Here is a 20,486-nt window from a genome sequence, read left to right on the forward strand (position 1 = left end):
CGCGGCCCGGTACTGGCGCCTGAAAGGGCGTACCAGACCGGGCCATCCCCCTTTATAAGGGGTTCTTAACTTCTATCCCATTCAGGCAGTGGTAAGTTTGTGGAACAGATCTCCCAGTATGCAGTCGCGAAAGACGAAGCTGCAGTTATATAGCAATTATTTTCCATAAGTACGGTATGATTGTTATCCTGAAAATGCTATCGACATTTCTCACCACTCGGATTATAATGAATTTAGCTAAAGTATGTGGTTATGGTCCATCGGACAAAGTGAATCCCCCAGAGCGGCAACTCTGGGGGATTCTTTTGTGCTGCGCCGTTTATTCGTCTCTATCCAGCCATCTTTTGGCGGCTGGCCGCGTTAACATTAATCTGCGTACGCCGAAGTGCGCCTCCATCCGTTGCCTTGCAGGACACCAAAATACGGTGATAGGGGGCCAAAGGAGTTTTGTGTCTCAGATATGTGATTCTGCAAGGCACTCTCTCCATCTAGGACCGGCCGTTATTTTCTCGTATATTTGAATTAAGAAATTCTTAATAATCTATTCAAGGAACATTCAAACATTTTGGAGGATTGCATGCTATACTAAGTACATAAGAAATGCACGAATATTTAACAACTATCCTTCAACCCTTTTTGAAAATCCGAAATCCTAAAGAAAATGGCTCCGTACCAATTGGTACGGAGCTTTTTCTATGTATCTCCATCATAAGAATTGCCATACTTACCACAAACATCCGTCACTTACCATTGATTGCCATACTTCCCACTACTTTTCATTAAAATGCAGCTGCTGGCGGTTTAAGGAACCCAGGACTTCCTTCAGTTTCCCTACATCCCCGTCCTCAAAACAGTATCCGTCCATCCCACACCTGCGTGCCCCCTCTATGTTCAGACTCAGGTCATCGATAAAAAAACACTCCTCCGGTTTCAGACGGAAACGGTCAAACAGATGCTGGTACATCTCCTTCTGCGGCTTTAAGCACTGGACATCCGCGGAAAACAAAACCCCGTCAAAACAGTCAATGGCAGGTATCACCTCTTTATAGCAAGTCAGGAGGCGCACCGATGCATTGGAGCAGAGATAGATCCCATACCCCATGGATTTAAGCCATCTTACCACTTGCTCCATTCCTTCCTTAGGTCTCATGTTGTATTCGTGCCAATGCCAAAAGCACCAGGCAGCCATATCCCGCTTGTGCTCCGTGTCCAGGCGGTCCTGCATTTTCTTAAGGGCCTCCTCCTCCGGCATGACACCCATGTCCAGAAGGATCCACTCCGGGGACACAAATACGGATGTGCTCACTTCCTTCCTCTCCTGTTCATCCTCTATGCACTTCTGGCAGACCAGATCTCCCACGTAACTTACCAGAACCTGTCCCATATCAAAGACTATATGTTTAATCATCCAATTTACCTCCTGGAAGACTGCTAAATTTTATAGACTGCAAAACTTTATAGACTGTAAGATCTTATAGACTGTGTAATCTTATATACAGAAAACCCGGGACAATGCCCCGGGTTTCATGTCATGTTAGGCTTCCGCTTTCTCAACTTGAGCAATGGCAGCCTTCTGCATAGGAATACGGCAGTTCTTGTTGTTGCCGAATTCAACGATTACAGTATCATCTGTCATATCGATGATTACACCGTAAAATCCGCTGCTGGTCAGTATGGTATCTCCTACTGCAACGCTGTTTAACAGCTCCTGCTGTCTCTGCTTCTCCTTCTTCTGAGGACGGATTGCCATAAAATATAACATACCACCCAGAAGAACAATATAGAGAATCCAGAATATCGGACTACTTGTATTCATTCTCACTTCCTCCTTCACATCTACTGCCGCCTCGCCACAGTAGTTAATTATTCATTAGCCTTTAGAGAGCTCTCCATGCCTGCAAGCTTGGCCGCTTTGTACTCACTGTAGCGGTGCTCCTCGATGGCGTCGCGAATCTCTTTCATCATTGTATTATAAAAATACAAATTATGCAAGGTGCATAATCTCATTCCCAGCATTTCTTTCGCCTTCAGCAGATGGCGGATATAAGCCCTGCTGTAGGATCTGCACGCCGGGCACCCGCAGCCTTCTTCAATGGGCCTGCTGTCCAGCTCATATTTCTGGTTAAACAGGTTCAGTTTTCCATGGTTGGTGTACACGTGGCCATGGCGTCCGTTTCTGGACGGATACACGCAGTCGAAGAAATCCACTCCGCGGTCCACTGCTTCCAGGATATTGGCCGGGGTTCCAACTCCCATAAGGTAAACGGGCTTGTCCTCGGGCAGATGGGGAACGGTCACATCCAGGATGTGGTACATTTCCTCATGGCTTTCCCCCACAGCAAGTCCACCCACCGCATAGCCGTCCAGGTCCATCTCCCGTATGGTCTTGGCATGCTGGATCCGGATCTCATCCACCACACCGCCCTGGTTGATTCCAAACAGCAGCTGTTCCCTGTTCACGGTGTCCGGCAGTCCGTTTAAACGGGCCATCTCTTCCTTACAGCGGGCCAGCCATCTGGTGGTGCGGTCAACGGACTGGCGGATATACTCATCACTGGCATGACTGGGAGGACATTCATCAAATGCCATGGCAATGGTGGAACCCAGATTTGACTGGATCTGCATGCTCTCCTCCGGTCCCATGAATATCTTATGCCCGTCTATATGCGAGTTAAAATAAACGCCTTCTTCTTTAATCTTGCGCAGCTTGGTCAGGGAAAACACCTGAAATCCGCCGGAATCCGTGAGAATAGGTCTGTCCCAGCTCATGAATTTGTGAAGTCCGCCAAATTCTTTGATCAGCTTATCCCCTGTACGCACATGGAGATGGTAGGTGTTGGACAGTTCCACCTGAGTGCCGATCTCCCTAAGGTCATCGGTTGAAACCGCGCCCTTAATGGCGCCCACGGTTCCCACATTCATGAATACCGGAGTTTCTATAACGCCGTGTACGGTCTCCATTCTGGCCCGCTTTGCTTTTTGGTCCTTTGTTATAACCTGATATTTCATATTATTCAGCCTCTTCATCTGCAAGAGCAGCTTTGATCATGATGGCGCACTCAATACGCTTTTTCTGCATCTCGCAGCCGATCTCGTAAGCGCCGTTAATGGATCCGCTGGAATTGTATGCATTGGCTGAACATCCGCCGCTGCAGTAGAATCTTGCAAAACAGTCCTTGCAGCCTTCCTTGGCATACACGTTGCAGGTCTTAAATTCATCCCTTATATCCGTGTTCACAATACCAGTGTCCACATTTCCCATGAGAAATTCTTCATTGCCCACAAACTGATGGCAGGGATAGAAGTCCCCCCATGGGGTAACCGCCAGGTACTCGGTGCCTGAACCGCAGCCCGCCATACGTTTTGCCACACAGGGGCCTGCTTTCAGATCCAGCATAAAATGGAAGAAGTTAAATCCCCTTCCCTCTTTTTTGCGCTTGATATATTCCAGGGCCAGCTTGTCATACTCCTTAAGGATGGCCGGAAGATCCTCTCTGCGGATGGAATAATCCTCAGCCGGATCAGATACCACGGGTTCCATGGACATCTGCTCAAATCCCAGATCCGCATAGTGGAGCACATCCTCTGCAAAATCCAGATTGTTCCTTGTAAATGTCCCCCGCACATAATAGTCCTTCTGGCCGCGGCTTTTGGCGAATTTCTGGAATTTGGGAACAGTCAGGTCATAGCTGCCGCTGCCATTGCGGAAGGGGCGCATCTTATCATTGATATCCTTGCGTCCGTCCAGGCTCATGACCACGTTGCTCATCTCCCTGTTGCAGAAATCCATGATCTCGTCATTTAAAAGCACGCCGTTGGTGGTGATGGTAAAACGGAATTTCTTATGGTGCTCCGCCTCCTGGGAACGGCCGTATTCCACCAGGCGCTTCACCACGTCCCAGTTCATCAGCGGCTCACCGCCAAAAAAGTCCACTTCCAGATGCTCCCTGTTCCCCGAATTGGCAATGAGGAAATCCAGGGCCTTTTTGCCAACCTCATAGCTCATCAGGGCACGGCGGCCGTGGTATTCCCCTTCCTCTGCAAAACAATATCTGCAGGCCAGGTTGCAGTCATGGGCAATGTGAAGGCAAAGGGCCTTGACCACTGTCTTGCGCTGCTTAAAATCCACAACAAAATCACGGTAAATATCCTTTGTAAGAAGCTGCTCCATGGCGATCAGCTCCTCGATGTCCTCAAGGGCCTCTCCCAGCTCCTCGGGTGTGTATTTGCCCCACAGGCGGTCAAATACATCAGACTTGACCTTGGAAGACAAGGGTTCAGGCTTTTCCATCTCCGGAACCAGCTCTGACACCACCGCCACTGCGTCATATACGACAGGGTCTACCACATGGACGGAACCGCTGTTCACATCCAGTATAATATGGTAACCATTATTAATAAATTGATGAATCACGAATCTACTCTCTCTTTCTAAGGGGCCTTTTGCGGTGCGGCAGGGGGTATTGATCGATCACACTCCCCATTGTCATAGTACCGGCCCATCCCTTTGCGTGGCAAAGCCCCTATAATCCCAGCGACCATAGGGGCTTTATACCAAATTTCCTTACGTATCTTTGATCTGTCTGAGCAATGCTAACGTGTGTTTATAAAATACACTCTAGCGGTTAGCGTTCTCGCAGCTCTGGTTTCCAACGGTGCAGGATGTCTTACATGCTGACTGGCAGGAAGTCTGGCACTCGCCGCATCCGCCCTTTTTCATGGTATCCTTCAAGGTATTCGTATTCAATGTCTTAACGTGCTTCATATTACGGCACCTCCTCTTATCCAAAATATAATTCCTTGAAATTATAACACAGGTTAAAGCCCCTTGCAACGGTAAATTACAAAGGTTTGTCATATTCACGGCGCCTCCGGGAATATACTGCAACATAGATTCTTATGAAGGAGAATAATCCTATGGAAAATGGTATCGTTAAGCCCATGGTCCGCTCCCTGCTCATTTCCTACGTGCTGTCCGGAATCCTCCTGGCCGCCCTGGCATTTGCCCTGTATAAACTGCATTTGAAAGAGGGACAGGTAAACCTCATGGTGTATGCAGTTTACTTTATCACCTGTCTGGCAGGCGGTTTTGTTGCCGGAAAAGGGATCAGGCAGCGCCGGTTCTTCTGGGGGCTTCTGGCCGGTCTGTTCTATTTTGTGGTCCTGTTCGCTGTATCCTGGGCCATGAACATGGGTTCACCAATTGATATGGAACGTTCCGTGACAGTCATGGGCGTATGCGCCCTGGGCGGAACCATTGGGGGAATGATCAGTTAAGGGGGGACTTGGGGGGTAGGTGGGGGGGTGGAGATAGGTACATCCATTCCTCTCACCCACTGCTGTACCGCTCCCCCTTCACCACTTAAATCGCCGGTTAGAAAAAGGCCGCGGTCTTGGGGAGACTGCGGTCTTCTTTCGTTTGTGTTTCTTTACTTATTTTTCCTTGTACTTTTTATCTATTTTTCTTACCTATTTCTTTTTCCTGACCTCGGCCAGGCTTTTTGCTGTCTGCTCCAGCATAATGATCGTGCTTCCCAGAAATACGAACATGTCTCCCAGATTGAATACCACTTTCTTGATCGGCTCCCATTCGATGGAAAAATAATCCACCACATAGCCCCGGACCACTCTGTCGTAGAGATTGCTGAGAGCTCCGCCTATGATAATGGCAATCCCCGCTTTCTGGGCTGTCTTTCCTTTGTCCTGGAGCAGGGCGCACAGGGCGCCGGCCATGGCTGAGATGACCATGAGCGGAATCCCTTTGACCAGTTCCGGCCGCTCCTTCATAAATCCAAAGGGAAAACCTGCGTTGTGATTCTTGTGAACCTTGATCAGGCCCTTGGCTGAGGGCAGATCTCTTGGAAATGTATCATCCTCCTCGCTTTCGATCACACTTTTTATGCCAAGATCCAGCGCCGCCAGACCGCCTATTATCCAACCATAAATCATATGTCCGCCTTCCTTTCCACGCTTTTCTTTCATTCTACTATGGTTTCACACTGCCGTCCAGTGAAAGGTTTCTAAAATTCAGCATATAATAATAGCAAATACCCTGTACGAGGTATGTCATGGCAGACTGCCCTTTTAACTCAGCCTCAGAAACCATTGCTGACTTTATCTACCGTTACGGAAGCCAGCAGCAAATTATCGGTAACCCGGAAGACATTCCCTGTATGGACTTTGTAAGCACTGACTTCAGTATTATATATACTCCCTTGGACACTGTGGAACCCATATCATTAAGGCGGACTTCCTACTACAGTATCCCCGGACTGTACACGCTTTTAGACAGTTCCAGCATGGAAGCTTCCGGTATCCTTTCCACCCATTCATCCCCTGCCCTGGGCAACCGGGGGCGCGGTGTACTCATTGGCATCATTGACACGGGAATCGACTATACCAATCCCCTGTTCCGGAATCCGGACGGGACCACCAGGATCAACAGCATCTGGGATCAGAGCCTGCCGGAGGATAAAACCCTGATTCCGCCGGGCGTACCCAACCGGTATAATGCCAGCGGAGCGACCTATGGCACAGAGTATACCAGGGAACAGATCAACCAGGCCCTGGAATCCGATGATCCACTTGCCCTGGTCCCATCTACGGACACCAATGGACACGGAACCTTTCTGGCCGGTATTGCCGCCGGCGGCTTCCTGCCTGAGGAAGATTTTACCGGAGCCGCCCCGGAATGCGAACTGCTGATCGTCAAGCTAAAACCTGCCAAACAATATCTGCGCGATTTCTACCTTGTCAGCAGCGATGCTGACGCTTACCAGGAAAATGATATCATGATGGGAATCAAGTATCTGCGCGTGGAGGCATTCAGCCGCGGAAAACCGTTGGTCATCCTTCTCGGCATTGGCTCCAATCTGGGCAGCCACGAGGGAACATCCCCTCTCAGCGTAATGCTCCAGGACATCAGCCGGTATCTGGGCACGGCAACTGTTATTGCAGCAGGCAATGAGACAGGGCGGGGTCATCACTACATGGGCACCATACCCACAGGAGAGTCTTCTGTTGATGTGGAGATCCGCGTGGGGCAGCCGGAATCCCAGCGGGGATTCGTGGTTGAGCTGTGGGCCTCCACCATTGACACATATTCCGTTGGATTTCTTTCCCCCAGCGGGGAAACCATAAGCCGTATTCCTATTATAGCCGGAAATGAAACCTCTATCCCTTTCCTTTTGGAACCCACGGTCATTACCGTGAATTACCAGCTGATTGAAGCGGGGTCGGGAAGGCAGCTTATTTTTATGCGTTTTGAAGCCCCCACGACCGGAATCTGGAAAATACGCGTATACAATACCCAGTTTCTTACAGGCCAATTTAACATGTGGCTTCCCACCCACAACCTGATCTCGGAGGAAACCGTGTTCCTGACTCCCAGTCCTTACACCACCATCACGCTTCCGGGAAATGCCCCTTCTCCCATCACAGTGGGCGCCTACAACCATCTGAACAACAGCATCTACATTCACTCCAGCCGCGGATACACGGTGGGAGGACTGATCAAGCCGGATCTGGCAGCCCCGGGCGTTGATGTAAGCGGACCTGCCATCGGGCGCAGGATTGGAACCTCCGTTCCCATGACCACCAGGACCGGAACCTCGGTTGCCGCCGCACACGTTGCCGGCGCTGCTGCCAATCTTTTAGGATGGGGAATTGTGGAAGGAAATAATATTACCATGAGTGAGGCCTCCATCAAAGCTTACCTGATCCGGGGGGCAAGAAGAAATCCAGCGCTGTCGTATCCCAACAGGGAGTGGGGATACGGAGCCCTGGATCTATATGAAACATTTTTACGGTTACGGGAGTAAATTCCCCTTAGACTGCCGGTTTGCCGCACCGGGCCGTCCTGGGGACCGTCCTCCCATCCTCAACTTCATTCTCATCCTCTCATCTGGATCAGCGGTCCGCCGTTCTTCTCCAGGTAAGGACGTGTCACCACAACAGAACCAATGTTGGGGTCCTTGGGTATCTCATACATGATATCCAGCATAAACTCTTCCAGAATTGCCCGAAGAGCCCTTGCGCCGGTTCCCCTTTTCAGTGCTTCTTCGGCAATCCACATAAGGGCGTCATCCTCAAACACAAGCCTGACCTCGTCCATGGACAGCAGCTTTTCATATTGCTTGGTAATGGCATTCCTGGGTTCCTTTAAAATACGGACCATCATATCCTCTGTAAGCCCCTGAAGGGTCACTGTCACCGGCAGCCTTCCCAGGAACTCGGGAATCATACCGAAGGTGCGCAGGTCTTCATTGGTTACATGGCTCAGTATATTGGGATCACTGTCATATGTATCCTTGAGGACAGAGCCAAATCCCATGGAGGACTTTTTCTTAAGCCTTTCCTTAATGATCTCCTCCAGATCCGGAAATGCTCCTCCGCAGATAAACAGGATATTATCCGTGTTCACGGTTGCCATGGGAGTCATGGCATTCTTCTGGTTGGAGCCCACAGGCACTTCCACCGTGCTTCCCTCCAGAAGCTTAAGAAGCTCCTGCTGCACGGACTCACCGCTGACGTCCCTGGTGTTTGTCTGCTTTTTCTTGGCAATCTTGTCGATCTCATCAATGAAGATGATCCCCCGCTGGGCTCTCTCCACATCGTTATCAGCAGCGGCCAAAAGCTTGGAGACCACGCTTTCAATGTCATCACCGATATATCCGGCCTCGGTTAGGGAGGTGGCGTCTGCAATGGCAAGAGGCACGTCCAAAAGGCGGGCCAATGTCTTTACCAGATAGGTCTTCCCGCTTCCCGTGGGTCCTATCATCAGGATATTGGATTTCTCAATCACCACATCATCCGGCTCGGCATTTTCCGCATTTCCCTCTCCCTGCCCTGCCTTACCGTCCAAAAAAGCACGCTTGTAGTGGTTGTAAACGGCCACTGAAACCACCTTTTTTGCCTTTTCCTGTCCGATCACATACTCATCCAGTTTTCCCTTGATCACATGGGGCGTGGGTATGTCCTTCATGGTAAGGACCGGCTGTTCCTGGGACTTTTTCTTGATCTTTTGTTTCTTTGGGATCTCCACCGCGGGAGGGGTTACGTTCAGGTCATTAAGGTTCATATTCATATACGGCATGTTGGGAAACTTGGAAAAATCCATGCCTCCCTTTGTCACCGAATCAAAAGCTTTCTGCATGCAATCATGACACAGGTTCATTCCCCCGGGCATGGATATCATGGAACCGGCCTTGCTCTCAGGCCTGCGGCACATATAGCAGACCTTCTCATATTTGTCATCTTCCTTATTATCTTCTTTATCTTGACCGGATGGTTTCACATCTTCGGTATAGTCTTTGTCGTCCAAGTCAGTTCTCCTCTCTGTAACAAGCATCCCTGCGTGGTTCCAGGGCCTCTCTGGCCGTCTTCTGCCATTGGGATAAGTATATAACAAAATGCTTCCCCAAACAAGAGGAAGCATTTTCATTTCATATTGTTTTTAAAAATTTAACTTACTGTGCAGGATTGCTTTGTTCTTCCTGAGGCATGGACTTCAGGGTCACCTGCACAATACGCTCCTGGTATTGTCCGTTTTCCTGGGTCTGGACCGTAAGCTCCAGCTCTTCCCCCAGTTCATAACAGGCTAACAGCTCCTGAAGTTCTGTCATGGTCTTGACAGACTGTCCATCCACCTTTGTTATGATGTCCTTATCCCTTAAATCCGATTCAGCCGCCGCCCCGTCTCCCAGGACCTTGTATACATAGACTCCCCTGGGCATGCCGAACAGGCTGGCCGTCTCCTCATCTACCGTAGTACCCTGGATTCCCAGATATCCCCGCTTTGCCTCCTCCACGGGATTCATGGTCTTCCTGTTCATGAGCTGGCTCATGATATCCTGGGCCTTGGAAATGGGGATCGCATATCCAATCCCCTCCACCTCTGTGGACGAATACTTGGCTGCATTGATTCCCACCACTTCCCCCTTCATATTCAAAAGGGCGCCTCCGCTGTTGCCCGGGTTAATGGCAGCATCAGTCTGCAGCAGGGTTCTGGTGGCATTGTTGGATACCCGCACCTCACGGTCCAGGGCGCTCACATATCCCACGGTCACGGACTGGCCGTATCCCAGCGCATTGCCGATGGCGATCACGCCCTGCCCCACCTTTAGGTCATCTGAACTTCCCAGTTTGGCTACGGATATCTTACTCTTTGTATCTGCTTTGATCTGGTCCAGAGGAACAGAGATCACTGCAAGATCCGTCTCCGCATCCGTTCCCTTGATCACTGCATCCACTACCTCGTTATCTATAAATGCCACTTTCATGGAGGAAGCACTCTCCACCACATGGTTATTAGTCACAATGAGCAGTTCCTGGTCATTTTCCCCTATGATGATCCCCGATCCTGAGCTGGGAACTTCATAGGTCTGGGGACCGCCGAAAAACCATCCATAGCCGTAATTATTGCTCTGGTAAACAGTGGTGCTGGTAATGGCTACCACCGTAGGCATGGCCGCTTCCACAATATCAGACACATCCGCCACTCCTCCCCCTCCTGAGTTGGGAACTTTCTCGTGGGACCCTGATCCGCCCTGGCCGCTTTGCCCATTCTGCCCTTTTCCGTCCATCTGGCCGTTATCCGGGCCTGGAACCGGCTGATCTCCGTTTTCTTTGCCGGAAGGATCTGCTGAAGCATAAATGTTCAGGTATCTTGAAGCAGCCACATGGACGCCCACCATGACGCCTCCTGAAACACCTCCGAACAGGACCGCTCCTGCTGTGATCAAAGCTGCTTTTTTTAACAGTCCGCCCCTTTTCTTTGGAGGACGCCGGTCTCCGGACGGTCCCCGGCCTCCCAATGGTCCTTGGCCTCCCAATGGTCCCTGGCCCCCTGACGGCCCCTGATTAAAATTGGGTCCCTGGTCAAACTGCGGTTCATTATATGGACGGCCTTCATATCCCTGATTATCGTATGATTTCCAACCGTATTCCTGATCATTATCGTACATTCATATATCCCCTTTCCTGATTTGCACGCATATCTTCCGATTCTGAATAGAGTGTATCAATGATTTGTGATAAATATGTGACCATTTTCTTATATAATACTAAAAAGGGACCAGCCGGCACTGTCATAAATTACAGTGAACCTGCTGGCCCCCTTATTTTACATTGGATAAAGGTATCCGGTAAAGGTTAATTTCCCGGTCCGATGATCACAGAGCCCGGTCCTTCGGGAACATATCCCTCTGTAGTAGTGGTGCTGCCCGGATACGCGGCTGAGGTTCCGGTGGTGCTGCCCGGATAGGATGCCGAGGTCCCGGTGGTACTGCCCGGATACGCGGCCGTGGTAGAGCCTGGCCCGGTCACTTCACCGCCGGGTGACGTGGTGGAGCCTGGATACACACCGGATGAACTGCTTTCATCAGCCGGAGAGGTGGTATAACCCGGATAGGGAATAGTGGCTGAGCTGCTTCCGCTTGGACGGGTCGTACCTGACGGCCGCGTTGTCCCCGGATGGGAACCAGGACTTTCATCCTCCGGCGGGTCAATGATATCCCCGAACTCATCGGTCTCAAGATCCCACTCGTTCTCACCGTCAATGATTCCCTCATCGATCTCGGAGGTACTAACATCCGTACCTTCCTCTTCGCTCTTAGTGGTAGTCTCCGCGGCCTGGGTCGTACTCTGTGTGGGCTTTGGTATATATCCGCCGTCAGTACCTACCTTGTCTATATATTTTCCTTCATTGTACATACCTGAATCAGCCGATATCTTGGAACTGATCTTCTTTACCATGTCACTGGGCTGGTAATCATCATCATCAAACAGGAACTGATGCAGTGCGATCACATTGCTCTCCAGGGTCTGGGGAATGACGCAGTCGCCCTTTTTGCCCATATTGGCATCACTTCTCTGCATTGGAAATCCTACCGTATCCGCAATGGTATATTTTGTCAGGCTCTTGGCTGCCGGGATGATATCATCCAGGGTAACACTGGTAAGGATCTGTTTGAATACAACCTCCATAACGTTGTTGATCACTGCGAAATCCGCTGTCTTCAACTTGTCAAAACACTTCTGTATGATCTCCCGCTGGCGCTCCGTACGGGCAAAGTCCGTATCCATCTTGCGCAGACGCGCGTAGGCAACTGCCTGGACCCCGTCCAAATGGTTTACTCCCGCAGACTTCAGGTGCTGGGATGCAACCCCCGTGGCCTCCACGGTTTCCGTAATGTAAGCGTTAATGTAATAAAATTCCGCCTTGCTCAATTCCACATCCACGCCGCCCAGAATATTGATGGCATCCGCCACCGCCTTCCAGTTAAAGGTGGCGTAATCGTCAATCTGTATATCCAGGTTCTTGTTCAGGGCCTTGATCGCCTGCTCCGGCCCTCCCCTGAAATAAGCCTGGTTGATCTTGTTATAGGAACCTTCATCATCCAGATTCAGATAGCTGTCCCTGAAAATACTGACCAGCTTGATTTCGCTGGTTTCCTGGTTAACATTTGCAATGATGATAACATCCGCGTTATTGCCTTTTCCAACGGAATTGTTCCGGCTGTCCACGCCAAAAAGCGCAACCGTCCAGTATCCCTTCATATTGGCAACCTTATCCACATTCAGGTTAGGGTTGGTTTCCTGCTCAATATTAAACTTGGGATCTCTCTGGAGCATATTATATTTTTTAAGAAACTGTCTGGTCACGAAAATCCCGGGCAGGATGATCAGAAACTCCAGAACGATCATGGTGATCAGCATGATCCTGTAAAACTTCTTCGTCTCGCCTGCTGCCTTATCTGTTGCCGCAGTCTCCTTGGCGGCGCTGCGGTCCGATATATCCTTGCCGTTCCTGCGAAGGGATGCCCCTCTGGCGCCGGATGCCCTGTCATCTGCCAGGTTGACCTCCGGTGTATAAATGCGGCTTTCCCGTCTGGTCCCCGCCGGTCTGGCCCCGGTTTCCGCCCCGGCTCTGGCTCCGGTCGGCCTGGTTCCGGTTTCCGCCCCGGCTCTGGCTCCCGCCGGCCTGGCCCCGGTTTCCGCCCCGGCTCTTGCTCCCGCCGGCCTGGTTCCGGTTTCCGCCCCGGCTCTGGCTCCCGCCGGCCTGGACCCGGTTTCCGCCCCGGATCTGCTTCCCGCCGGTCTGCCCCCGCTGCCTGGCGCTGTTGCGCCTGATAGCCTGGTCCCGCTGCCTGGCGCTGTTGCGCCTGACGACCTGGTTCCGCTTCCCGGCATTCCTGCGCCTTCCGTTCTCCTGGACCGGGCCGGACCGGGCCGGCTTTCCAAACCGTTTCCGGATACCGGACGGGCCCCTGCCGCCCTGCTTCTGACATTCCCCTCCGGGCGTGCCCCCGCTATCCTTCTCCCCTCTGTCTCCGCCTGTTCCGGCCGTACCCGTGATGTCCCGGACACAGGTCTGCGCGGTTTCGCGGCAGGCCGGTCCATACCGGCATCATCCGGGCCGGATCTGGGGCGTCTGGCAGAAGCTGTATCTGAATCAGCCCCAGAACCAGCACCTGAATCCCGGCGCCGGCTGCGGCTTCTCAATCTCTCATCTTCCTGTCCAAATTCATTCTCAAAATCACGATTCATTCGTCTATCCTCATTCTATCATGTAGCCCGGTCCAAGCCCGGCTGTCGCTGCCAGAAAAAAATTTCCAGACACGCTCCAGATCTTGCCCGGTTCATGCTCAGCCAAGATGCTGGGAGTATTTTAAATGTATACGGAATGCATATCAATATGCATTTTTATTAATAAACCCTTTAAAAACAGTTAAAAACATAATCTTAAAATCAAAACCCAGGCTCCAGTTCTCAATATAATACAGATCATGTTCGATTCGTTTGGTAATGGAAGTGTCTCCCCGGTATCCATTGACCTGGGCCCAGCCGGTCAGTCCGGGGCGTACCTGGTGCTTGATCATGTAACGCGGAATCTCTTCCTTGAATTTTTCAACAAAAAGGGGCCTCTCCGGCCTTGGTCCCACCAGGCTCATGTCCCCAACCAGGACATTAAAAAACTGCGGCGTCTCGTCAATGCTTGTCTTACGTATGAAACGGCCCACGGAAGTTACCCTGGGGTCGTGGGGCGTAGTCCACTGTCCCCGCTCCTTTCCCGGGTCCTGGACCTCCATGGAACGGAACTTGTACATCCTAAAGGGATGATTGTGAAGACCAATGCGCTCCTGGCTGAAGATCACAGGACCGGGGGATGTGATCTTAATAAGCACAGCTGTCAGCACCATGACAGGCGAAAATACAATCAGACCAAACAGGGCGCCGATAATATCCACGATCCGCTTCATCGTTGCATTAAACACGCCCGTAAGAGGCACATGGCGGATATGGATAACCGGAAGTCCCTGAAGGTCCTCCATATAAGGTATGGTTGGTATTATATTATTATAATCGGGAATAAACTTTGTATGCACGCCTGATTTCTCACAGGCAGCCACGATGGGCTCCAAATTAGCGTATTCCTTGATGCTCAGAGTGATGGCGATCTCATCCAGGGTATTGGAGGCAAGAAATGTCTCCAGATGATCCATGGGACCCAGGATCTGAACATTCCTGTATCTGTAACCCGGCTTTTGATTGTCATCCAGGATCCCCTGTACATGGTATCCCCACTCCGGGTTCATACTGACCCTGTCAATAAACCCCTCGGCCGCGCGGCTGTATCCAATGAGCAGAACATGCTTCTGGTTATATCCGTTGGTCCGAAGGGAATGAAGAAACAGACGTATGCAGATCCGCTCTGTCTCCATCAGGATGATGTTGATCACAAAGAATGCCAGCAGCATCTTGGTAGAGAAAAATTCGTTGTGCTGGATGAATTTCCTCGCGCCGAAAAGCACGAAGGTGAAAATCATCAAACCGATAATGTTGGCTTTACAGATATTTGCAAACTCTGAACGCCGTCCCTGTATCCGCTTGGGCACATACAGGTGAAAGCTGGCGTACAATATGAGATAAATGGGCACAATGAAAATAAGTGCCATAAAATATACCTGAGGCTTTAACACGCCAACATTTACATCCAGCGGTATCACCTTACCGCTGATAACAATAAACCATGCCAAAGCGTAGGCCGCAGCCGTGACCACTATGTCCAGCAGGACATGGAGGCGGTTCAGCCTTTTCTGGTTATCTTTTATCATTGTATATCACCTTGGTTTCTCAGGAAATCCCTATATACCGTAAATATCGTTGTTATTATACATGATAAATCGGCATTATTCTATAACATTTCTCTTAATTTCTAAAAACTTCATAATTTCGCAATCTGTCTCGCAGTGAACTCATAGAGGTAGATCAGAGTACCTGTTAACAATTCCCATTCAATGGCAAAGTAATTGCGCAGGTGCCTGGGGTCATAGGGGACCTTCCTGCACGTTCCCGCAGTGGCAATACCCTCCTTTAGTCCCTCCACATAATCCTTTGCAAAACCGATCTTTCTGAAAAACATGTATTTGACCGCGATCCCCGCCATGATAGGGAGCAGATTTACAGCCAGCTGCAAAGCGGGCATGTTCTTGTAGTTCAGATATACATTGTTGCGTGCGGCCAGCTTTACCTTAAAGGAATTATACTTGGAGCCGCTGGTGCCGCTGCCCACATGATACACCACTGCCGATGGGCAGTAGATGTTGTCATAGCCTGCGATCCTGGCCCTGTAGCCCACATCCGTGTCCTCCAGGTAGGCAAAATGCATCTCATCAAAATATCCGATCTCATCAAATATCTTCCTGCGGTAGATAGCAGCCCCCGCACAGGCCGAGAAAACGCGGCAGGCCTTGTTATAGCCCGCGGAAGAGCGGCCCACCCCGCGCTGGAAAGCCCAGCCCAGGAGACTGTACATGTCTCCCGCATCATCCATCAGCTCCTTGTGGTACATCTGGATCATCTTACTGCTGACGGAAAAAATCCTGGGTGAACGCTCAATGGCTTTGATCATCTCACCCACATAGTGGCAGTCCGGCTCCGTGTCATTGTTAAGCAGGATGACATAGGGCGTGGAAGCAGCCCTGATCCCCCTGTTCACCGCCCCTGAAAAACCGGTGTTGCTGTCCAGGAAAATGGAGGCCACTCCCTGGTCCTTCAGCCACTCCACGCTTCCGTCCGTGGAGCCGTTGTCCACCACCAGCACCTCGAAATCCCTGCATATCTGAAGCTCCAGGGCCTTAAAACACGGTTCCATAAAGGAGAGGCCATTATAATTGGGTATGACAACAGTGGCCTTCTTCCCCTCCCTGCCGCAGCGTCTGTGTGGATGATTGTGCTGACGGCTGTTTTGATGACTGCCTTGATGGTTGTTTTGATGGTTGTTTTGATCACTCATGGGAATTCTGTTTATCCTCCGGCGCATACTGCTGGTAAACCCTTAAATCATATGGTTCCCCGATTTTTTCTTTTAACAGGTCCCGAAGCGCAAAATTGGATTTGCGCAGGGTCAGGTTGGGATTATAATAAGGGTCGCCATTTTTTATGATATCCGGCCATTTTTTAATGAAAATGGCCACCTCTCGGTTGAACCGTTCCACCTTTTCCGGGGTATCCTCCAGCCCTCTGGATTTGGATTCATAATGGTAGAAGCATGCATAGGGAGCATATACTACCAGTTTCCCCAAGGCCCTTACTTTCATGCAATAATCAATATCATTAAAAGCAACTGCCAGTTCGGTGCTCAGACCGCCCACTGCATCGAATACGTCTTTTTTGGTCATAAGGCAGGCGGCTGTGACCGCGCTGTAGTCCTGGGCGCACATGGCCCTGTGGAAATAACTGTTCTCCGCCTTGTGAAGTCCGATAAAGGTATGCCCTGCAATGCCGCCAAATCCTATGACAACCCCTGCATGCTGGATGGTATCATCCCCATACAGCAGTCTGGCTCCGGCAATGCCCACATCCTCCCGCTGGCAGAAACCAAGCATTTCCCTTATGGAATCCGGATCGATCAGCTCCGTGTCATTATTTAAAAGAAGCAGATACTGACCCTTAGCAAAACCGGCCCCATAATTGTTGATGGCTGAATAATTAAATTCCTTTTCCCAGGTGACCACATGGAAATTACTGTGCAATGCCTGCATTTTCTCATAATAGGCAAATGTCTCTTTTTCCCTGCTGTTATTTTCCACCACAATAAACTCCAGGTTCCGGTAAGTGGATTTTTCAATAAGGGATTTCACGCACACATCCAGATCTTCGCTGTGATCCTTATTGGGAATAATCACTGATATAAGCGGCTCGCCCTGAATCTTAAACCGGGTATGGTAGATGCCGTGGTCCACCCCCTTTTCCACACGCTCGGCCTCTATGCCCAGGCGCTCATAATGGGCCATGATGGCTCTGGATCCAGCCTCAAAGGCGTACATCTTACTCTCCGGATTGCTGGCCGTGGAATCCTGGTGGCAACGCCAGTGATAGAGCACCTTTGGAATATGATGCACATGTTCCGCGGCCTCAGTGCAGCGGAACATAAAATCATAGTCCTGGGCTCCGTCAAACTCCTGGCGGAAACCGCCCACCTGCTTCAGCAGATCCTGCCTTACCACAAAGAGGTGGCAGATATAGTTTACGCTGGTCAAAAGATCCGGGTTAAAATCAGGCTTGAAATGCGGGTCAAACAGGGCCTTTCCATCCATGTCCAGCTTGTCCTCATCCGAGTAGAGCACATCGCATCCCGGATGTTCACTGATGGCCTTCACCACCTCATAAAACGCATGGGGAGGCAGGGTATCGTCATGATCAGCCAGGATCACAAAATCTCCCCTGGCCATATCCAGGGCAGCATTGGTATTGCCCGCAATTCCCCGGTTGCTGCCCAGCATCTCATATCGGATGCGCCCGTCCCTGTCCGCATACTTCTTAAGGACCCGCTCCAGCCCCTGTCCTCTGGGGCTTCCGTCCGCAATGCACACCTCCCAGTTGGTATAGGTCTGTTCCAGAATGGAATCCAGCATTTCCCTGAGATAGCGCTCCGGCGTCTTATAGGCAGGGATCACAACGGATAAAAGCGGCTCAAAATCAAAGTTCTCCTGCCGCTGGGCAGCCAGTTCCTCATCTGTTGGTTTTGTGAGCTCATACCATTCGCCGTAATCATAGTCATTATCAATGCCCTGAAGCTTATGTCTGGATTTGACCACCAGGGCCTTTAACCCATGCTCCTTCCAGAAATCCAAAGCCACATGGACGGTCTCCATGTTCATGAGATCCTTTATCTTTTCCATCCGTTTGTGGGCAACGCTGGCCCGGCGCGTGATCAGGTCCTCATTGTACTTGATCTTGGCCTGACGTCCCTCACAGCGGATGAGCAGGTAATAGCTTTTTCCGCGCTCATAGGGAAACTGGATGTCAAATCCAAATTCCTTGTTATGCACTTTCTTAAAATAAATCTGGCTCACGTCATCCCTGCGCGTGGATACATGCTTGAATTTCACCGGATTATGCTTTTCATCCTCGATCCGGAAGGTGGCCCGGCTCTCAGGGGATTTTCCAATCGCCCATCCGTTTAACGTGATGGAATTCTCCCGGATGCGCACAACATCTATTTTATATTTCATGCCTCTGCACCGCCCTTTTCATCCTTGTCCGCTTCCTCGTCAAAGTTAAGCCGCTCTTCCTCGATCACCAGCGGGCGCTTCATCACCCTCTGGTTAATGCTCATGATATATTCACCCAGGAATCCGATAAAGAACATCTGTACCGACCCCAGAAACAGCATTCCGATCAGCAGGGGGGCCATACCTGCCGGAAAACGGTCCCACCAGATCAGTTTCATCACCAGGTACACCAGGGCCACCAGTATGCTGATCACAGCGCACACGCTTCCGAATATGGTGGCCAGCCTGAGTCCAGCCTTTGTGTAGGAGGTGACGCTGAGCATGGCCGCATCATAAAGGCGGTAAAAATTGTTGTGGGTCTTGCCAGCCCGCCGCTTGGGCTGCTCATAGGGGATTTCCTTGCGCTTGTACCCCAGCTCGGCTACAATTCCCCTCAGAAACGGCGTGGGATCGTCCAGTTTTCTGAGAACCTCAATAAATTCCCTGTCATAAAGCCCTGAACCAGTAAAATGTTCAATCTGCTCCACATCGGACAGCTTTTTGATGGTCTTATAATAACAGCTTCTCAGCCAGTACATCACCTTATTTTCCTTGCTGCTGGTCTTGATGCCGATTACGATCTTGTAGCCCTTTTCCCACTCACGGACATATTTTGGTATCATCTCCACAGGATCCTGGAAATCCGCCACCATCTCAATGACACAGTCTCCCGTCACCTGAAGCATACCGTAATAGGGGGAATTAAACTGACCGAAATTGCGTGCATTTAGAATCGCCTTAATCCTGGGATTGGACGCGCAAAGCCCGCGCAGGATATCCCTTGTGCCGTCAGTGGAGTCATTGTCAATAAACACAAGCTCATAGTCATACTGGGGCAGTTCCCTTTCCAGTATGTCCGTCACCGCCTTGCTGATGGGACCTGCATTTTCCGCTTCATTATAACAGGGAATCAATACGCTGATCTTCTTCATGTCTTTTATTCGCTTCTTCTTTCTCTATAGTTTCTTCAATGCCGCGGCAAAAAGTATATTCCTCTTTCCAGTCACCGCCTGTGAGTCCAAGCAGCCTGCCGATATCCGGCCGTATGGAAAGGGCGCCCTCTTTTGCCTGGACAAATGTGCCGTATTCAAGTTCACCCCGAAAGCCTGCGATCTTATGGATCTCCTCCACAAAGGAACGGAGGGGCCTTGTATCAGAACTGGCAATATTCACAATGCAGCTTCTCAGACCCACAGGCGGAACACCGTGCCTGTATAATTCATATACTGCCTGTACCGCATCCTCAATATACATAAAATTCCACTGATGTCTGCATGCACTTAGGGATACCCGCTTATTCTGCCTTAGATCCCTTACCAGGGTGGAAATAATAGACCACGGGTGATCCCCGTATCCATAAACGCTGAAAAACCTCAGATGATAATAATTCATGTTAAGCTCCCCGCAAAGGGGGGCTGCTTTTTGATAAAATTCCAGCTTGGCCTTTCCATACTGGTTCACGGGATGACATTCCACATCCTCCTGCATCATGCCCTCCACGGCGCCATATTCCACACGGGAGCCTGCATCCATAAACACGGTGCAGCCTAAGCGGGCCGCTGTCCTGACACAATCCAGGGAACCGGACACATTGCGCGCCTGCACCTTGGGTGAGTCGATCTCCTCACGGTTCACTCCGCCCCAGGCCAGATGCAGGAATGCATCCGCCCGTCCGATGGCCGGTATGCAGTCAGGCACATGGTCCAGATCACATTCCACGGTTGTAAGATTGTCGTGGACCGGCAGCGCATCCCTGTGCCTGGACCCCGGTCTCACCAGTACAAATACATGATCCCCGTGTTCCAGGAATACCCTGGCAAGATTGCTTCCAATAAAGCCGGTGGCTCCGGTTATCACAATACGCGCTCCCAAGCCGCCTTGGGTCACATCCTTCATTTTCCTTCCAGTTCCTTTCCCATCATCCGTGTA

The 20,486-nt window shown here is 50.7% G+C and carries 16 protein-coding genes; 2 read left to right on the plus strand and 14 right to left on the minus strand.

Features of this window, described 5'->3' with window-relative positions:
- Nucleotides 1–769: 769 nt before the first annotated feature.
- The 5 genes from ABID13_RS11355 to scfA form a co-directional block, all read right to left on the minus strand.
- A complete protein-coding gene (locus ABID13_RS11355) occupies nucleotides 770–1,408 on the minus strand; it encodes an HAD family hydrolase (RefSeq protein WP_048928947.1) in 639 nt (212 codons plus the stop codon).
- Nucleotides 1,409–1,534: 126 nt separating this feature from the next.
- Nucleotides 1,535–1,816 carry a preprotein translocase subunit YajC gene (gene yajC / locus ABID13_RS11360; protein ID WP_007869364.1) on the minus strand — a complete coding sequence of 94 codons (282 nt, stop codon included), beginning with the start codon at nucleotides 1,814–1,816 and terminating at the stop codon, nucleotides 1,535–1,537.
- A 47-nt stretch (nucleotides 1,817–1,863) separates the two neighbouring features.
- Entirely contained in the window at nucleotides 1,864–3,009 is a 1,146-nt protein-coding gene (gene tgt / locus ABID13_RS11365; protein WP_007869366.1) for a tRNA guanosine(34) transglycosylase Tgt, read from the minus strand.
- A gap of 1 nt (nucleotide 3,010) precedes the next feature.
- Nucleotides 3,011–4,414, minus strand: coding sequence for a thioether cross-link-forming SCIFF peptide maturase (scfB, locus tag ABID13_RS11370; protein ID WP_007869368.1), 1,404 nt, complete (start codon nucleotides 4,412–4,414; stop codon nucleotides 3,011–3,013).
- A gap of 204 nt (nucleotides 4,415–4,618) precedes the next feature.
- The gene (gene scfA, locus ABID13_RS11375; protein ID WP_002566540.1) at nucleotides 4,619–4,765 is read right to left on the minus strand and encodes a six-cysteine ranthipeptide SCIFF; all 147 of its coding nucleotides are present in this window, start codon (nucleotides 4,763–4,765) and stop codon (nucleotides 4,619–4,621) included.
- Nucleotides 4,766–4,917: 152 nt separating this feature from the next.
- On the opposite strand from scfA, the gene ABID13_RS11380 reads away from it, so the two are divergent.
- Nucleotides 4,918–5,277, plus strand: a complete 360-nt coding sequence (locus tag ABID13_RS11380; RefSeq protein WP_007869370.1) for a TIGR04086 family membrane protein — start codon at nucleotides 4,918–4,920, stop codon at nucleotides 5,275–5,277.
- A gap of 192 nt (nucleotides 5,278–5,469) precedes the next feature.
- Here ABID13_RS11380 and ABID13_RS11385 read toward each other — a convergent pair whose 3' ends face one another.
- Nucleotides 5,470–5,949: a signal peptidase II gene (locus ABID13_RS11385; protein WP_007869371.1), complete on the minus strand. Its 480-nt coding sequence runs from the start codon at nucleotides 5,947–5,949 to the stop codon at nucleotides 5,470–5,472.
- A 119-nt stretch (nucleotides 5,950–6,068) separates the two neighbouring features.
- On the opposite strand from ABID13_RS11385, the gene ABID13_RS11390 reads away from it, so the two are divergent.
- Nucleotides 6,069–7,820, plus strand: a complete 1,752-nt coding sequence (locus ABID13_RS11390) for a S8 family peptidase (RefSeq protein ID WP_007869373.1) — start codon at nucleotides 6,069–6,071, stop codon at nucleotides 7,818–7,820.
- Between the two features lie 71 nt (nucleotides 7,821–7,891).
- On the opposite strand, the gene clpX is transcribed toward ABID13_RS11390, so the two are convergent.
- The 8 genes from clpX to ABID13_RS11430 form a co-directional block, all read right to left on the minus strand.
- Entirely contained in the window at nucleotides 7,892–9,322 is a 1,431-nt protein-coding gene (gene clpX, locus ABID13_RS11395) for an ATP-dependent Clp protease ATP-binding subunit ClpX (protein ID WP_048928948.1), read from the minus strand.
- 145 nt (nucleotides 9,323–9,467) lie between these two features.
- Entirely contained in the window at nucleotides 9,468–10,964 is a 1,497-nt protein-coding gene (locus ABID13_RS11400; RefSeq protein WP_048928949.1) for a S1C family serine protease, read from the minus strand.
- 187 nt (nucleotides 10,965–11,151) lie between these two features.
- Complete coding sequence (locus tag ABID13_RS11405; protein WP_048928950.1) at nucleotides 11,152–13,548, minus strand: LCP family glycopolymer transferase; 2,397 nt, start codon at nucleotides 13,546–13,548, stop codon at nucleotides 11,152–11,154.
- Between the two features lie 143 nt (nucleotides 13,549–13,691).
- Nucleotides 13,692–15,116 (minus strand): undecaprenyl-phosphate glucose phosphotransferase, encoded by a 1,425-nt coding sequence (locus tag ABID13_RS11410; RefSeq protein WP_007869385.1) that lies wholly within the window; start codon nucleotides 15,114–15,116, stop codon nucleotides 13,692–13,694.
- Nucleotides 15,117–15,226: 110 nt separating this feature from the next.
- Nucleotides 15,227–16,297 (minus strand): glycosyltransferase family 2 protein, encoded by a 1,071-nt coding sequence (locus tag ABID13_RS11415; RefSeq protein WP_156199996.1) that lies wholly within the window; start codon nucleotides 16,295–16,297, stop codon nucleotides 15,227–15,229.
- The gene (locus ABID13_RS11420; RefSeq protein ID WP_045094065.1) at nucleotides 16,290–18,518 is read right to left on the minus strand and encodes a glycosyltransferase family 2 protein; all 2,229 of its coding nucleotides are present in this window, start codon (nucleotides 18,516–18,518) and stop codon (nucleotides 16,290–16,292) included. Before ABID13_RS11420 ends, ABID13_RS11415 begins: the two co-directional genes overlap by 8 nt.
- Nucleotides 18,515–19,489 (minus strand): glycosyltransferase family 2 protein, encoded by a 975-nt coding sequence (locus tag ABID13_RS11425; protein ID WP_007869393.1) that lies wholly within the window; start codon nucleotides 19,487–19,489, stop codon nucleotides 18,515–18,517. The genes ABID13_RS11420 and ABID13_RS11425 overlap by 4 nt, the downstream gene beginning before the upstream one ends.
- Nucleotides 19,455–20,453 carry an NAD-dependent epimerase/dehydratase family protein gene (locus ABID13_RS11430; protein WP_048928952.1) on the minus strand — a complete coding sequence of 333 codons (999 nt, stop codon included), beginning with the start codon at nucleotides 20,451–20,453 and terminating at the stop codon, nucleotides 19,455–19,457. Before ABID13_RS11430 ends, ABID13_RS11425 begins: the two co-directional genes overlap by 35 nt.
- Between the last annotated feature and the right edge of the window lie 33 nt (nucleotides 20,454–20,486).

It is taken from the genome of Enterocloster citroniae (assembly GCF_040545455.1).
Taxonomy (GTDB): domain Bacteria; phylum Bacillota; class Clostridia; order Lachnospirales; family Lachnospiraceae; genus Enterocloster; species Enterocloster citroniae.

Bases quoted from the DNA above. Each gene is read 5' to 3' on its own strand.
- ABID13_RS11355 (WP_048928947.1), bottom strand. From the start codon at position 1,408: ATGATTAAACATATAGTCTTTGATATGGGACAGGTTCTGGTAAGTTAC.
- ABID13_RS11390 (WP_007869373.1), top strand. From the start codon at position 6,069: ATGGCAGACTGCCCTTTTAACTCAGCCTCAGAAACCATTGCTGACTTT.
- scfA (WP_002566540.1), bottom strand. From the start codon at position 4,765: ATGAAGCACGTTAAGACATTGAATACGAATACCTTGAAGGATACCATG.
- ABID13_RS11430 (WP_048928952.1), bottom strand. From the start codon at position 20,453: ATGAAGGATGTGACCCAAGGCGGCTTGGGAGCGCGTATTGTGATAACC.
- ABID13_RS11400 (WP_048928949.1), bottom strand. From the start codon at position 10,964: ATGTACGATAATGATCAGGAATACGGTTGGAAATCATACGATAATCAG.
- ABID13_RS11405 (WP_048928950.1), bottom strand. From the start codon at position 13,548: ATGAATCGTGATTTTGAGAATGAATTTGGACAGGAAGATGAGAGATTG.
- tgt (WP_007869366.1), bottom strand. From the start codon at position 3,009: ATGAAATATCAGGTTATAACAAAGGACCAAAAAGCAAAGCGGGCCAGA.
- ABID13_RS11380 (WP_007869370.1), top strand. From the start codon at position 4,918: ATGGAAAATGGTATCGTTAAGCCCATGGTCCGCTCCCTGCTCATTTCC.
- ABID13_RS11385 (WP_007869371.1), bottom strand. From the start codon at position 5,949: ATGATTTATGGTTGGATAATAGGCGGTCTGGCGGCGCTGGATCTTGGC.
- ABID13_RS11415 (WP_156199996.1), bottom strand. From the start codon at position 16,297: ATGAGTGATCAAAACAACCATCAAAACAACCATCAAGGCAGTCATCAA.
- ABID13_RS11410 (WP_007869385.1), bottom strand. From the start codon at position 15,116: ATGATAAAAGATAACCAGAAAAGGCTGAACCGCCTCCATGTCCTGCTG.
- ABID13_RS11425 (WP_007869393.1), bottom strand. From the start codon at position 19,489: ATGAAGAAGATCAGCGTATTGATTCCCTGTTATAATGAAGCGGAAAAT.
- ABID13_RS11420 (WP_045094065.1), bottom strand. From the start codon at position 18,518: ATGAAATATAAAATAGATGTTGTGCGCATCCGGGAGAATTCCATCACG.
- yajC (WP_007869364.1), bottom strand. From the start codon at position 1,816: ATGAATACAAGTAGTCCGATATTCTGGATTCTCTATATTGTTCTTCTG.